The sequence below is a fragment of the Streptomyces purpureus genome, assembly GCF_014648195.1.
Classification (GTDB): domain Bacteria; phylum Actinomycetota; class Actinomycetes; order Streptomycetales; family Streptomycetaceae; genus Streptomyces; species Streptomyces purpureus.
In genome coordinates this window covers 26802-41172 of the sequence record NZ_BMQQ01000013.1, presented here as the reverse complement: position 1 = coordinate 41172, position 14371 = coordinate 26802, and the positions used below count along the sequence as shown (strand labels likewise).

Below are 14371 nucleotides of genomic sequence, written 5' to 3'. Positions count from 1 at the left end.
CTCCTGTGGTGAGGATGTCTTGGAGGACAACCCTCTTCTACAGCAGCTCCGCTGCCTCGTTCACCGGTCTTGACGAACAGCCTCCACGCCTAACTGAACGGCGTTGGACCTAGAAGTCCTCGTCCAGATCCACGGTGCCCTCGACCGCGACCTGGTAGGCCGACGGCCGGCGCTCGAAGAAGTTCGTCAGCTCCTGGACGCCCTGGAGCTCCATGAACGCGAACGGGTTCTCCGAGCCGTACACCGGCGCGAAGCCCAGCCGCTGGAGCCGCTGGTCGGCGACGCACTGGAGGTACTCACGCATCGACTCGGTGTTCATGCCCGGCAGACCGTCGCCGCACAGGTCGCGGCCGAACTGCAGCTCCGCCTCCACGGCCTCCTTCAGCATGTCCGTGACCTGCTGCTGGAGCGTGTCGTCGAAGAGCTCCGGCTCCTCCTTGCGGACGGTGTCGACGACCTCGAACGCGAAGTTCATGTGCATCGTCTCGTCCCTGAACACCCAGTTGGTGCCGGTCGCCAGACCGTGCAGCAGGCCCCGGGACCGGAACCAGTACACGTAGGCGAACGCGCCGTAGAAGAACAGGCCCTCGATGCACGCCGCGAAGCAGATCAGGTTCAGCAGGAAGCGGCGGCGGTCGGCCTGGGTCTCCAGGCGGTCGATCTTCTCGACCGAGTCCATCCACTTGAAGCAGAACTGCGCCTTCTCGCGGATCGAGGGGATGTTCTCGACGGCGGCGAACGCGGCGGCGCGGTCGTCCGGGTCGGGCAGGTAGGTGTCGAGCAGCGTCAGATAGAACTGGACGTGCACGGCCTCCTCGAAGAGCTGACGCGACAGATACAGCCGCGCCTCCGGGGAGTTGATGTGCTTGTACAGCGTCAGCACGAGGTTGTTCGCCACGATCGAGTCGCCGGTCGCGAAGAACGCCACCAGACGGCCGATCATGTGCTGCTCACCCGGGCTGAGCTTGGCGAGGTCGGCCACGTCGGAGTGGAGGTCGACCTCCTCCACGGTCCACGTGTTCTTGATGGCGTCCCGGTAGCGCTCGTAGAAGTCCGGGTAGCGCATCGGACGGAGAGTCAGCTCGAAGCCCGGATCGAGCAGGTTCTTGTCAGTCATAACAGCCGGCGCGAAGCGCCGTCCTCCAGGGGTGGTGGTCGGGTGGCGGGAGGGAATTACTGGCAGGCTTCGCAGGACTCGGGGTTCTCAAGGGAGCAGGCGATCGCGTCGGCGTCGGCGGCCGTCTGCTGGGCGGGGACGGTGGTGGCGGCCCGGGCCGCGCGGGCGATCTTCGTCGCCGGGCGGGAGCGCAGGTAGTACGTGGTCTTCAGTCCCTGCTTCCAGGCGTACGCGTACATCGACGACAGTTTGCCGATCGTCGGCGTCTCCATGAACAGGTTCAGCGACTGCGACTGGTCCAGGAACGGGGTACGGGCCGCCGCCATGTCGATCAGACCGCGCTGCGGGATCTCCCACGCCGTGCGGTACAGCTCGCGCACCTCGGCCGGCACCCAGGTGAAGCCCGCCACCGAGCCGTTGGCCTCGCGCAGCGCCTCACGGGTCTGCGCGTCCCACACGCCGAGCTCCTTCAGCTCCTCCACCAGGTAGGAGTTGACCTGGAGGAACTCGCCCGAGAGCGTCTCGCGCTTGAACAGGTTGGAGACCTGCGGCTCGATGCACTCGTACACACCGGCGATCGAGGCGATCGTCGCCGTCGGCGCGATGGCGAGCAGCAGCGAGTTGCGCATACCGGTCTTCGCGATCCGCGCCCGCAGCGCCTCCCACCGCTCCGGCCAGGCCTTCTCCACGCCGTAGTGGTCGGGGTGGAGCACGCCCTGGGCGGTACGGGTCTCGGCCCAGGCCGGGACCGGGCCGTTGCGCTCGGCGAGGTCGGCCGAGGCCTCGTACGCCGCCAGCATGATCCGCTCGGCGATCTTCGTGGACAGCGCCTTCGCCTCGGCGGAGTCGAAGGGCATCCGCAGCTTGAAGAAGACGTCCTGGAGGCCCATCGCGCCCAGGCCCACCGGGCGCCACTTGGCGTTGGACCGGCCCGCCTGCTCGGTCGGGTAGAAGTTGATGTCCACGACCCGGTCGAGGAACGTCACGGCCGTACGGACCGTCTCGTCCAGGCGCTCCCAGTCCAGCTCGCCCGTCCCGGGCAGCACGAACGCGCCCAGGTTGACCGAGCCGAGGTTGCAGACCGCGGTCTCGTCGTCGTTGGTGACCTCGATGATCTCGGTGCAGAGGTTCGAGGAGTGCACCACCGTGCCCGGCAGGGCCGTCTGGTTCGCGGTCCGGTTGGAGGCGTCCTTGAACGTCATCCAGCCCTGGCCGGTCTGCGCGAGCGTACGCATCATGCGGCCGTACAGGTCGCGGGCCGGCATGGTCTTCTTGGCCAGGCCCGCCGCCTCGGCCTTGCGGTAGGCCTCGTCGAACTCCTCGCCGTACAGGTCCACCAGCTCCGGCACGTCCGCCGGGGAGAACAGCGACCACTCGCCGTCCGCGCCGACCCGGCGCATGAACTCGTCCGGGACCCAGTGCGCGAGGTTCAGGTTGTGCGTACGCCGGGCGTCCTCACCGGTGTTGTCGCGCAGCTCCAGGAACTCCTCGATGTCCGCGTGCCAGGTCTCCAGGTAGACCGCGGCCGCGCCCTTGCGGCGGCCGCCCTGGTTCACCGCGGCGACGGAGGCGTCCAGCGTCTTCAGGAACGGCACGATGCCGTTGGAGTGGCCGTTGGTGCCGCGGATCAGCGAACCGCGGGCGCGGATACGGGAGTACGACAGGCCGATGCCGCCCGCGTGCTTCGAAAGACGCGCGACCTGGTGGTAGCGGTCGTAGATCGAGTCCAGCTCGTCCAGCGGCGAGTCCAGCAGATAGCAGGAGGACATCTGCGGGTGGCGGGTGCCGGAGTTGAAGAGCGTGGGGGAGGAGGGCAGGTAGTCCAGCCGGCTCATCAGCCGGTAAAGCGCGGCGACCTCGTCCAGGGCGCGCTCGGAGTCGTCCTCGGCGAGACCGGCGGCCACGCGCAGCATGAAGTGCTGCGGGGTCTCGATCACCTTGCGGGTCAGGGGGTGGCGCAGCAGATAGCGCGAGTAGAGCGTGCGCAGGCCGAAGTAGCCGAAGCGGTCGTCGGCGTCGAGGTCGATCAGCGCGTCCATCCGGGCCGCGTGCAGCGCCACGAAGTCGGCCGTACGGTCCGCGATCAGGCCCTCCCGGTGGCCGACCGCGACCGACGCCGAGAACGACACGGCGCCCTGGCCGGCCGCCTCGTCGGCGATGGTGCGGGTGAGCAGCCGGGCGGCGAGCCGGGAGTAGGCGGGGTCCTCGGAGATCAGCCCGGCGGCCGCCTCGGTGGCCAGCTCCCGCAGCTCCGCCTCGTCCGAACCGGCGTGCCGGCCGCGCAGTGCGGCGGCCGCCACCCGTCCCGGGTCGGTGTCGGGCAGATCGGCGGTGAGGTCGGTCAGGGTCCGCAGGAGTACGGTCCCGGGTCCGTCGTTCTCAATCGCTGAGGCCGGATCGGCGGGCGCGATGGTCACGTGGGGGCTCTCCCTCGCTCGGCTCGGGGCCGGCGGCAGGAGTCGGGGCGCGCGGGCAGACACCGGTGACGGCGGATGCGCGGCGTCCACCGGCCCATTCCGCGAGGCCCGGACGTCATCACCCGGAACGGACGGACCGGGCGCGCTGTCGGCAGGTCCTCGGACTCATCGGGTGCACAAGTACACCAAACACACCGTTGCGGGACAGTTCCGGATTTCCACCGGATTCCCCTGCGACGACAGCGAGGATGAGCATACATGTGGGGGGCGCCGGATGCGGCACCCCCCACATGTTGTGTGTCGAGTGTCCGGACTCCTCGTCAGAGCTCCAACCCGTAGGTGAGCAGCCTGAGACCGGGAAAAGGCTCCCAGTCCCGCTCCGGGGTCCGTACGAACCCCATCCGCTCGTAGATCCGGTGCGCCGACCGCATCGACGGCTGGGTCGACAGCATCATCCGTACGCACCCCTCCGTGGCCCGCGCCCGCTCCACACAGGCCCGTACGAGCGCCTCGCCCGCTCCCCGTCCCCGCGCCTCCCTGGAGACCGCCAGCATCCGGAACTCGGCCTCGTCCGCCCGGGCGACATCGGCCCACGGCCGCGCCCCTGAAGCGACGAAGGTCACGCCGCCGAGGAGGTGTCCCCGGGGGTCCACGGCGACCAGCACCTCCGCCTCGGCGGCCCGGCGCGCCACGTCCCGCAGGACGTTCAGGTAGTCGTCGTCCTCGTTGAGATCGAGGTGGCCGTCGTCCAGGTAGGCCTGGGCGGTGAGTTCGCCGAGCGCCTCGTACTCGGCCGGCAGTGCCGTACGAATGGCTATGTCCATGGCGTGAGTGTGACCCGGCGGGGCCGCCGGCGCCCACCGAATTGCCGCGCACACGCGACGAGGGCCGCCGGGCGTTCCGTGAGGAACACCCGGCGGCCCTCGGAAGGCCGGGACGTCAGTGCGCCGAGCCGGCCGTCGCCGGCGGCAGCTCCGTCTTCACGCCCGGGTCGCCCGCGTCCGCCGTGTAGTCGGACGGGGAGGTCTCGTCGACGCCCTCGGGCGCCTTGGCCGCCCGCAGCACGAAGGTGAGCACGACCGTCACGATGACGTTCAGGACGAAGGCGGTCAGACCGATGTAGCCGATCTCGCCGATGCCGGGGATCTCGGCCGACGAGCCGCCGAAGTGCTTCTGCGTCGGGCTCGCGACCCCGTACGCCGCCGCGGTGCCGTAGACCATGCCGACCGCCCAGCCGGCCAGCAGCGCCCAGCGGTGGCACCAGCGGGTGAACAGGCCGCCCACCAGCGCGGGGAAGGTCTGCAGGATCCAGATGCCGCCGAGGAGCTGGAAGTTGATGGCGACGGTCTTGTCCATGGTGAGGACGAAGGCCAGCGCGCCCACCTTCACCAGCAGCGACACCAGCTTGGAGACCCGGGTCTCCTGCTCGGGCGTCGCGTCCGGCTTGATGAAGTCCTTGTAGATGTTGCGGGTGAAGAGGTTCGCGGCCGCGATCGACATGATCGCCGCCGGGACCAGCGCGCCGATGCCGATGGCGGCGAAGGCGACACCCGCGAACCAGTCCGGGAACATGTTCTCGAAGAGCTGCGGGATGGCCAGCTGACCGTTCTTCACCTTCACACCCGCGGCGATCGCCATGAAGCCGAGCAGCGCCAGCAGCCCCAGCATCAGCGAGTAGAGCGGCAGGATCGTGGTGTTGCGGCGGATGACGTCACGGCTGCGCGAGGAGAGCGTCGCCGTGATCGAGTGCGGGTACATGAAGAGGGCGAGCGCGGAGCCCAGCGCCAGGGTGGCGTAGCCCCACTGGCCCATCTCCCCGGGCACGAGCGACCCGCGCGGCTTGTCGGTCGCCGGGTTGATCTGCGCGTACGCCTCACCTGCCTTGGCGAAGATCTCGTCGAAGCCGCCGAGCTTGATCGGGATGTAGATGATCGCCACCGCGATGACGATGTAGATCAGCGTGTCCTTGACGAAGGCGATCAGCGCGGGGGCCCGCAGGCCGGAGGAGTAGGTGTAGGCCGCGAGCACACCGAAGGCGATCAGCAGCGGCAGGTCCTTGATGAACCAGTGCGTGGTCTCGCCGCCGCCCACGCCCATCACGTCCAGGACGGCCTGGATGCCGACGAGCTGGAGGGCGATGTACGGCATGGTGGCGAGGAGGCCGGTGAGGGCGACCGCCAGCGACAGGCCCTTGGAGCCGAAGCGGCCGCGGACGAAGTCGGAGGTGGTGACGTACCCGTGCTTGTGCGACACCGACCAGAGCCGGGGCAGGAAGGTGAAGATCAGCGGGTACACCAGGATCGTGTACGGGACGGCGAAGAAGCCCGCCGCGCCCGCCGCGTAGATCGCCGCCGGGACGGCGACGAAGGTGTACGCGGTGTAGAGGTCGCCGCCGAGCAGGAACCAGGTCACCCAGGTGCCGAACGAGCGGCCGCCGAGGCCCCATTCGTCGAGGCTGTTCTCGTTCTCCGCCCGGCGCCAGCGCGAGGCGAGGAATCCCATGACCGTGACGGCCAGGAAGAAGAAGATGAAGACGGCGAGTGCGACGCCGTTCACGCCGTCCTTCACTTCGACGCACCTTCCTTGCGGGCGCGCTGGTCACGCTGCCACAGCTTGTACGCGACCATCGTCAGCGCGGTCGAGATCAGGACCCAGGCCATCTGGTACCAGTAGAAGAACGGCATGCCGATGAAGGCCGGCTCGGTCTTCGCGTAGGAGCTCACCCAGAGCATGGCCACGAACGGTGCGATGAGGCAGAGCGCCACCACGACGCGCAAAGGCGTGATGGTCGGCGGTTTTGCTTGCGTCTCTTCCGACATACGGCGATACCGTCCCCTCCACTGATCACCTGCGTAATGCGCAGGAAATCTAGGGGACTGTTTCGGTCTATGGAACCCCCGTCCGAATAACGGACGGGTGTCGATCGGCCGCCGACGCCTGGACATGCCGGTGCCCCGGCCATCCTCACGGATGTGCCGGGGCACCGGTTCACCGAATTACCAGGCTTTTCTCAGCCGTTCGGGTCAGCCGTTCGGCCGCTGCAGGCGGGCCACGAACTTGTAGCGGTCGCCGCGGTAGACCGAGCGCACCCACTCCACCGGCTCGCCGTTCTCGTCCCGCGAATGGCGGGAGAGCATCAGCATCGGCAGGCCGACGTCCGTGCCGAGCAGACCCGCCTCGCGCGGGGTGGCGAGCGAGGTCTCGATCGTCTCCTCGGCCTCGGCGAGGCGGACGTCGTACACCTCCGCCAGCGCGGTGTAGAGAGAGGTGTACTTCACCAGCGACCGGCGCAGGGCCGGGAAGCGCTTGGCGGACAGATGGGTCGTCTCGATCGCCATCGGTTCGCCGCTGGCGAGCCGCAGCCGCTCGATGCGCAGCACCCGCCCGCCCGCGCTGATGTCGAGCAGCCCGGCGAGCGTGTCGTCGGCCGTGACGTACCCGATGTCCAGCAGCTGGGAGGTCGGTTCCAGGCCCTGGGCCCGCATGTCCTCGGTGTACGAGGTGAGCTGGAGCGCCTGGGAGACCTTCGGCTTGGCGACGAACGTGCCCTTGCCCTGGATGCGCTCCAGGCGGCCCTCGACGACCAGCTCCTGGAGGGCCTGGCGCACGGTGGTGCGCGAGGTGTCGAACTCGGCCGCGAGGGTGCGCTCCGGTGGCACCGGGGTGCCGGGCGGGAGCGTCTCCGTCATGTCGAGCAAATGCCTCTTGAGCCGGTAGTACTTCGGCACGCGCGCGGTACGGGTGGTGGCCCCGCCCTCGTTGTCCGTACTGCCCCCGTCCGTGGCCATGGCCTGCCTTCCCGACTCCTGTGCTGTTGCCGTCACCGGCTCCTCCGTCTGCTGCGGCTCACATGGTGGCACGGACCGGTCACAGGTCGTCGCCCCTCCTCAGGTGTCGGTCCGATAACGGACGCGACTGCCCTTCTTATACACCCTTGACACCCCTAAAGGTCTAGGCCAAGCTCCCGGTACTGGTCTAAACCATTAAAGACCAGGTCCCAGCCCCAACGAGCATGACGAGGCGTATGACTTCGCGCGGTGGGCAGGGGTTGCAGGCATCCCTGAGGAGGGTGGCGTGAAGCGCAAGCTCATCGCGGCGATCGGCGTCGCGGGCATGATGGTCGGCATTGCCGCGTGCGGCTCCGAGGACGGCAAGGGCGGGACGGACGCGTCGGGCAACAAGACCCTGACCGTCTGGGTCATGGACGGCTCGGCCCCGGACGCGTGGATGGCCGAGGTCAACAAGGAGTTCGAGGCCAAGCACAAGGGCGTCAAGGTCAAGGTCGAGAAGCAGCAGTGGAACGGCATCCAGGAGCGGGTCACCACGGCCCTCTCCGAGGACACCCCGCCGGACGTCCTTGAGCTCGGCAACACCCAGACCGCGGGCTACGCCGCCACCGGCGGCCTCGCCGACCTCACCGGCGACAAGGCCAAGCTCGGCCACGACGGCTGGAACAAGGGCATGCTCGCCTCCAACGAGCTGGACGGCAAGCTCTACTCCGCCCCCTGGTACGCCGCCAGCCGTGTCGTCGTCTACGACAAGACCGCCTTCAAGAAGGCCGGTGTCACGCCGCCCAAGACCCGCCAGGAGTGGATCGACGGCCTCAAGAAGCTCAAGGCCTCGGACCCGAAGACCCAGCCGATCTACCTGCCCGGTCAGAGCTGGTACGTCTACGCCGGCTTCGTCTGGGACGAGGGCAGCGACCTCGCCGTCAAGGACGGCGACAAGTGGAAGGGCAACCTGTCCTCCCCCCAGGCCGCGGCCGCGATGAACTTCTACAAGGAGCTGCAGTCCTACTCGACCGCTCCGAAGGACAAGGACGAGGCCACCCCGCAGCAGTCCACCGACATCGTCCCCAAGGGCGGCGTGGCGTCCTGGGTCGGTCTCGGCTGGGAGGCCGGCGGCGCGATCGACGCCATGAAGAAGGCAGGCAAGACCGCCGACTTCGGCTACTTCCCGATCCCGGGCAAGACCGCCGACAAGCCCGGCTCCGTCTTCTTCGGCGGCTCCAACCTCGCCATCGCCGAGCGCTCCAAGAACAAGGACCTCGCCAAGGAGTGGCTGGCCCTTGCCGCCGGCAAGCAGCAGATGACGGCGTACGCCAAGGCCACCGAGGGCGGTCTGCTCCCGAACACCGACGCCGCGCAGTTCAAGCCCGCCGCGGGCTCCTTCGCCGAGGCAATGGCCAAGGCCTCCTCCGTCGGCAAGATCACTCCGGTCACCCCGGGCTGGGCGAACGTCGAGACCGCCCCCAACCCGATCAAGGACTACATGACCAAGGTCCTGAAGGGGGAGGACCCGAAGAAGGCCGGCGAGGCCGCCGACAAGGTCATCACCGAGCGCGTCAACCAGCAGTAGCAGGAGACGCCCGGGGGCGCGGCCGGAGTTCCGGCCGCGCCCCCGGGCCACCGCAGTGAACAGCGGCCCGCTCCCCCGCGGGCCGCGCCCCGGTGGGCGCGGGAGCCCCAGAACCGCGAGGAATAAGACCATGACCGTGGACTCCCAGGGAACGGCGACGGCCGCTCCTGTGGACGCGCCCGGGAGGGCGGCAGGGAAGTCGAAGACTCCGCCACCCCCTTCCGGCCCGAAGGAAGTCCTTCAGCCCCCGCGCGGCAGACGCTCCCTGCCCGGCGGGCTGCTGCCGTACCTGCTCGTCGCGCCCGCCCTGCTCTCCATGGCGGTGCTGCTGCTCTACCCGCTGATCCGCAATGTGGTCCTCTCCTTCCAGCAGGTCAACAAGCGCGAGATGATCACGCGCGAGACCGTCTGGATCGGCTTCGAGAACTACACCAAGCTGCTGGGTGACGCCGACTTCTGGGGCGTGGTCGTCCGCAGCGTCGGCTTCACGGCCGCGAACGTCGCCCTCATCATGCTTCTCGGCACCCTGATCGGCCTGCTCCTCAACCGGCTCGGCAAGAAGATGCGGCTGGTCCTGTCCCTGGCGCTGATGTTCGCCTGGGCGATGCCGATCGTCGCCTCCGTCACCGTCTTCAGGTGGCTCTTCGACGAGCAGTTCGGTGTCGTCAACTGGCTGATGCGCACGCTCGGCTTCGCCGGCTACGAGCAGCACAACTGGTTCGAGACCGGCTTCTCCACGCTGGTCATCGTGATGATCCTGCTCGTCTGGGGCTCCATCCCGTTCGTCGCCCTGAACATGTACGCGGGCCTGACCACGGTCGGCACCGAGCTCTACGAGGCCGCCCGGATGGACGGCGCGAGCGGCTGGCGGACCTTCTGGTCCGTGGTCTTCCCCAACCTCAAGCCGTTCTTCATGATCACCACGTTCCTCGAAGTCATCTGGATCTTCAAGGCGTTCGCGCAGGTGTACGCCATGAACCTCGGCGGCCCCGACCGCGGCTCCGAGACGCTCCCCGTCTACGCCTACATCGAGGGCCTCGGGCAGCAGCACTACGGCCTCGCCGCGGCGATCTCCATCCTCACCATCCTGATGCTGATCGCGGCCATGTCCTTCTACTTCCGTCTGATCCTGAAGCAGGAGGATGAGAGTTGAGCACCCTCACCCGCACGCCGCGGCCCGCCCAGACGCTGCGTACGAAGAAGCCCCTGCGCGTCGGAGCCGTCGCCAAGAACGTCACGGCCATCGTCCTCGCCCTGGTCTTCGTCTTCCCGGTCTACTGGATGTTCTCGTCCTCGCTGAAGCCGCAGAGCGAGATCCTGACCAAGGACCCGGTCTTCCTCTTCTCCCCGACGACGGAGAACTACACCACGGCGACCGGCGTCGACCTCTTCTGGACCTATGTGACCAACAGCCTGCTGGTCACCGTCGGCGCGGTGCTCCTCGCCCTGGTCGTCGCCCTGGCCGCCAGCTTCGCCATCGCCCGGATGAGGTTCAAGGGCCGCAAGGGCCTCGTACTGACCGTGATGATGGCGCAGATGGCCCCCTGGGAGGTCATGGTCATCGCGATGTACATGATCGCCCGCGACGGCGACATGCTGAACAGCATCCCGCTGCTCACCCTCATCTACTTCGTGATGGTGCTGCCCTTCACCATCTGGACCCTGCGCGGCTTCATCGCCGCCGTGCCGGTCGAGCTGGAGGAGGCCGCGCAGATCGACGGTTGCACCCGCGGCCAGGCCTTCCGCAAGGTGATCTTCCCGCTGCTCGCGCCCGGTCTGATGTCCACCTCGCTCTTCGGCTTCATCACCGCCTGGAACGAGTTCGCGATGGTCCTGGTCCTGAACAAGGACAAGGAGGCGCAGACCCTGACGCTCTGGCTCACCCAGTTCCAGACCGCCTTCGGCAGCGACTGGGGCGCCACCATGGCCGCCTCCACCCTCTTCGCCCTCCCCGTGCTCATCGTCTTCGTCTTCCTCCAGCGCCGGGCCGTCGGCGGTATGACCGCCGGCGCCGTGAAGGGATAACGCGCCCCATGACGACGCTCGTATCCGGCACCAGCACCCTCACCCGGGACGCCCTGACCGTCCTGCAGCCCGGTTTCGTCGGCACCACCGCGCCGGACTGGCTGCTGCGCCGCATCGGTGAAGGCCTCTCCTCGGTCGGACTCTTCGGCCGCAACATCGCCACGCCCGAGCAGCTCGCCGCGCTCACCGCCCGGCTGCGGTCGGAGCGGGACGACGTCCTGGTCGCCATCGACGAGGAGGGCGGTGACGTCACCCGCCTGGAGGTGCGGGACGGCTCCTCCTTCCCGGGCAACTACGCGCTCGGCTCGGTCGACGACGTGGAGCTGACCCGGGCCGTCGCCCATGAGATGGGCCGCCGCCTCGCCGCCTGCGGGGTCGACCTCAACTGGGCACCTTCCGCCGATGTCAACTCGAACCCTGACAATCCGGTCATCGGGGTGCGATCCTTCGGCCCCGGCACCGATCTGGCGGCCCGTCACACGGTCGCGTACGTCGAAGGACTCCAGGCCGCCGGTGTCGCCGCCTGCACCAAGCACTTCCCCGGGCATGGCGACACCAATGTCGACTCGCACCTCGCGATGCCCCGGATCGATGTGGACCTCGACACACTGCACGCCCGTGAGCTGGTGCCTTTCCGCGCGGCTGTCGCGGCGGGTTCCAAAGCGGTGATGAGCGCGCATATCCTGCTCCCCGCGCTCGACCCCGACCGCCCGGCCACCCTGAGCCCGCAGATCCTCACCGGTCTGCTCCGCCAGGAACTGGGCTTCGACGGACTCATCGTCACCGACGGCATGGAGATGCAGGCCATCTCGGCGGTGTACGGCATCGAGCGCGGCTCCGTCCTCGCGATCGCCGCGGGTGCCGACGCCATCTGCGTCGGCGGCGGCCTGGCCGACGAGGACATCGTTCTGCGGCTGCGCGACGCGCTGGTCCAGGCGGTGAGGACCGGCGAACTGTCCGAGGAGCGGCTGGCCGACGCGGCGGCGCGGGTACGCGCCCTCGCGTCCTGGACCCAGGCGCACCGGGCCAGGGGGGCTGTTCCGGAGCCGGGCGCGGCAACGCAGGAGGGGACCGCGCCCGGCACCGACATCGGTCTGGTGGCCGCCCGCCGCGCGGTGAAGGTGACGGCCGCGACCCTGCCGTACGAGCCCCTCACCTCGGCCCCGTACGTGGCCTCCTTCACGCCCGTCCCCAACATCGCCGTCGGCGACGAGACCCCCTGGGGCGTCGCGGCCGAGCTGGCAAGGCTGCTGCCCGGCACGGCCGGCGGCACGTACGGCGAGGACGCCACGGCCGAGGATGTGCTCGCGGCGGCGGGGGAGCGCCGGATCGTGGCCGTCGTCCGGGACGCCCACCGCCACCCCTGGATGGAGCGCGCCCTGGACGCCCTGATCGCCGCCCGCCCCGGCACCGTCGTCGTCGAGATGGGCATCGACCGGGCCGCGCCCCGCGGCGCCCTGCACATCGCCACCCGGGGCGCGGCCCGCGTCTGCGGGATCGCCGCCGCCGAGGTCATCGCGGGCGCCTGACGGCATCCGCCCGCCACGGCGAAGGGCCGGCACCCCCCAGGGGTGCCGGCCCTTCGCCGTACGTTCGTCCTCGCCGGGTGCTAGATGCCCTGCCAGGCGGGCTTGTTCGCGTAGGTGTGCCGGAAGTAGTCGGCGTGCTTGAGCTTGGCGGCCGCGGCCTCGTCCACCACGACCGTGGCGTGCGGGTGCAGCTGGAGCGCGGAGGCCGGCACGATCGCGGCGACCGGGCCCTCGACGGTCTGCGCCACGGCCTCCGCCTTGCCCTCGCCGGTGGCAAGCAGCACCAGGTGGCGGGCCTCCAGGATGGTGCCGATGCCCTGGGTGATGACGTGGTGCGGCACCTGCTCGATGTCGTTGTCGAAGAAGCGCGCGTTGTCGATCCGGGTCTGCTCGGTCAGCGTCTTGATCCGGGTGCGCGAGGCGAGCGAGGAGTACGGCTCGTTGAAACCGATGTGCCCGTCGGTGCCGATGCCCAGGATCTGCAGGTCCACGCCGCCGGCCTCGGCCAGCTGACGGTCGTACGCCTCGCAGGCGGCCTGGACGTCCTCGGCGGAGCCGTCCGGGCCCATGAAGGAGGACTCGGGCAGCCCGAGGGGCTGGACGACCTGGCGCAGCACGGTCGAGCGGTAGGACTCTGGGTGGCCGGCCGGCAGCCCCACGTACTCGTCGAGCTGGGCGATCCGGGCACGGGAGGCGTCCACCGCGCCGGAGCGGACCTGGGAGATCAGGGCGTCGTAGATGGGCAGCGGAGTCGAGCCGGTGGCCACGCCGAGCAGGGCGTCGGGCTTGCGGCGCAGAAGGCCGGCGATGCCCTCAGCGATGAGCTCGCCGCCTGCCTTGGCGTCCGGAACGATGACAACTTCCACGCTGGGCCTGCCGATCTGAAAGGGGTCTCGGTGGTATAGACCAATCTAGCAGAATGGGGCCCGCCGGGCGGGTGCTCGTTCGAACCCCGGACCGGCGCCGCGGGGCTCCGCCGACGGGTGCGCGCACCTCCATGGTCGGCCGTGCGGACGGGCCCAGCCACCGGGAGCCCGCGCCGCCCGATTTTCTCTAGCGGGCGCTATAAAATGGCGGGCATGGCGACCAGACAGCGCGGCCGGCCCCGCTCCTTCGACCGCGACGCGGCCCTCGAAAAGGCGACGCTGGTCTTCTGGGAACACGGCTACGAGACCACCTCCGTCGCCGACCTCACCCGCGCGATCGGCATCGGCGCGCCCAGCCTCTATGCCGCCTTCGGCGACAAGAAGGCGCTGTTCGGCGAGGTGGTCGAGGCCTACGCCGAGCGGTACGGATCCTTCGGCGCCCGCGCCCTGGCCGAGGAGCCCACCGCCCGTGCCGGCATGGCCCGGCTGCTGCGCGAGTCCGCCGCCGAGTTCACCGACCCCGCACACCCCTTCGGCTGCCTCATGATCGCCGCGGCGATCAACTGCGGCACCCCCGAGGTCGAGCAGGCGCTGCGCGAGCGGCGCCAGGCCACGCTCGACGCCTTCGAGTCCCGTATCCGTGCCGACATCGCGGCGGGCCTCCTGCCGCCGTCCACCGACGCCCGCGCGCTCGCCCGCTTCAGCGGCGGTGTGATGCAGGGCATGTCCCAGCAGGCGCGGGACGGCGCCACCAGGGAGGAGCTGGAGATGCTCGCGGAGACCGCGATGCGGGCCTGGCCGGAGAGCACCCCGGCCGGCAGCTGACACGGCCCCCTGAAACACCCGCGGGCCGCGGCGCCAGGACGGGACCCTCAACCCGTCCGGCACCGCAGCCCGGAGCAGCAGGCCGGGGGTGTGCGGTCCCTCGGCCGTGTGGGAGGTCTCGACGCAGTCAGGGCAGAGAGCGCCGGGTACCTCGTTCCACCCTCCTGTGCGGGGAGGGTGGAAGCTTGACTATTTCATTGTGGACTAGACCATTCTTGTCTGTCCATCCATCGG

12 protein-coding genes and 1 riboswitch are annotated in these 14371 nt (G+C 69.4%); of the genes, 5 read left to right on the top strand and 7 right to left on the bottom strand.

What is annotated here, in order from left to right:
- Positions 1-109: 109 nt before the first annotated feature.
- The 6 genes from IEZ01_RS17950 to IEZ01_RS17925 form a co-directional block, all read right to left on the bottom strand.
- Positions 110-1117: a ribonucleotide-diphosphate reductase subunit beta gene (locus IEZ01_RS17950; RefSeq protein ID WP_019889312.1), complete on the bottom strand. Its 1008-nt coding sequence runs from the start codon at positions 1115-1117 to the stop codon at positions 110-112.
- Between the two features lie 56 nt (positions 1118-1173).
- Positions 1174-3534: a ribonucleoside-diphosphate reductase subunit alpha gene (locus IEZ01_RS17945; protein ID WP_189202577.1), complete on the bottom strand. Its 2361-nt coding sequence runs from the start codon at positions 3532-3534 to the stop codon at positions 1174-1176.
- A 145-nt stretch (positions 3535-3679) separates the two neighbouring features.
- A riboswitch (adenosylcobalamin-variant (AdoCbl-variant) riboswitch) is annotated at positions 3680-3777 on the bottom strand.
- A gap of 77 nt (positions 3778-3854) precedes the next feature.
- Positions 3855-4358 carry a GNAT family N-acetyltransferase gene (locus tag IEZ01_RS17940; protein WP_189202575.1) on the bottom strand — a complete coding sequence of 168 codons (504 nt, stop codon included), beginning with the start codon at positions 4356-4358 and terminating at the stop codon, positions 3855-3857.
- A gap of 115 nt (positions 4359-4473) precedes the next feature.
- Entirely contained in the window at positions 4474-6102 is a 1629-nt protein-coding gene (gene mctP, locus IEZ01_RS17935) for a monocarboxylate uptake permease MctP (protein ID WP_019889317.1), read from the bottom strand.
- Positions 6099-6353, bottom strand: a complete 255-nt coding sequence (locus IEZ01_RS17930; protein WP_052185685.1) for a DUF3311 domain-containing protein — start codon at positions 6351-6353, stop codon at positions 6099-6101. Before IEZ01_RS17930 ends, mctP begins: the two co-directional genes overlap by 4 nt.
- 204 nt (positions 6354-6557) lie before the next feature.
- The gene (locus tag IEZ01_RS17925) at positions 6558-7322 is read right to left on the bottom strand and encodes a GntR family transcriptional regulator (protein ID WP_019889319.1); all 765 of its coding nucleotides are present in this window, start codon (positions 7320-7322) and stop codon (positions 6558-6560) included.
- Between the two features lie 286 nt (positions 7323-7608).
- Between IEZ01_RS17925 and IEZ01_RS17920 the strand changes: the two genes are divergently transcribed.
- From IEZ01_RS17920 to IEZ01_RS17905, 4 genes are all read left to right on the top strand, one after another.
- Positions 7609-8892: an extracellular solute-binding protein gene (locus tag IEZ01_RS17920; protein ID WP_189202573.1), complete on the top strand. Its 1284-nt coding sequence runs from the start codon at positions 7609-7611 to the stop codon at positions 8890-8892.
- Positions 8893-9022: 130 nt separating this feature from the next.
- Positions 9023-10045: a carbohydrate ABC transporter permease gene (locus IEZ01_RS17915; protein WP_019889321.1), complete on the top strand. Its 1023-nt coding sequence runs from the start codon at positions 9023-9025 to the stop codon at positions 10043-10045.
- Positions 10046-10080: 35 nt separating this feature from the next.
- Complete coding sequence (locus tag IEZ01_RS17910; RefSeq protein ID WP_189202669.1) at positions 10081-10917, top strand: carbohydrate ABC transporter permease; 837 nt, start codon at positions 10081-10083, stop codon at positions 10915-10917.
- Between the two features lie 8 nt (positions 10918-10925).
- Positions 10926-12446 (top strand): glycoside hydrolase family 3 protein, encoded by a 1521-nt coding sequence (locus IEZ01_RS17905; protein WP_189202571.1) that lies wholly within the window; start codon positions 10926-10928, stop codon positions 12444-12446.
- Between the two features lie 80 nt (positions 12447-12526).
- On the opposite strand, the gene nagB is transcribed toward IEZ01_RS17905, so the two are convergent.
- On the bottom strand, positions 12527-13312 hold the full coding sequence (gene nagB / locus IEZ01_RS17900; protein WP_019889326.1) for a glucosamine-6-phosphate deaminase: 786 nt from the start codon (positions 13310-13312) through the stop codon (positions 12527-12529).
- A gap of 213 nt (positions 13313-13525) precedes the next feature.
- Here nagB and IEZ01_RS17895 point away from each other — a divergent pair, with 213 nt between their 5' ends.
- Positions 13526-14137, top strand: coding sequence for a TetR/AcrR family transcriptional regulator (locus IEZ01_RS17895; protein WP_019889328.1), 612 nt, complete (start codon positions 13526-13528; stop codon positions 14135-14137).
- Positions 14138-14371: the final 234 nt, after the last annotated feature.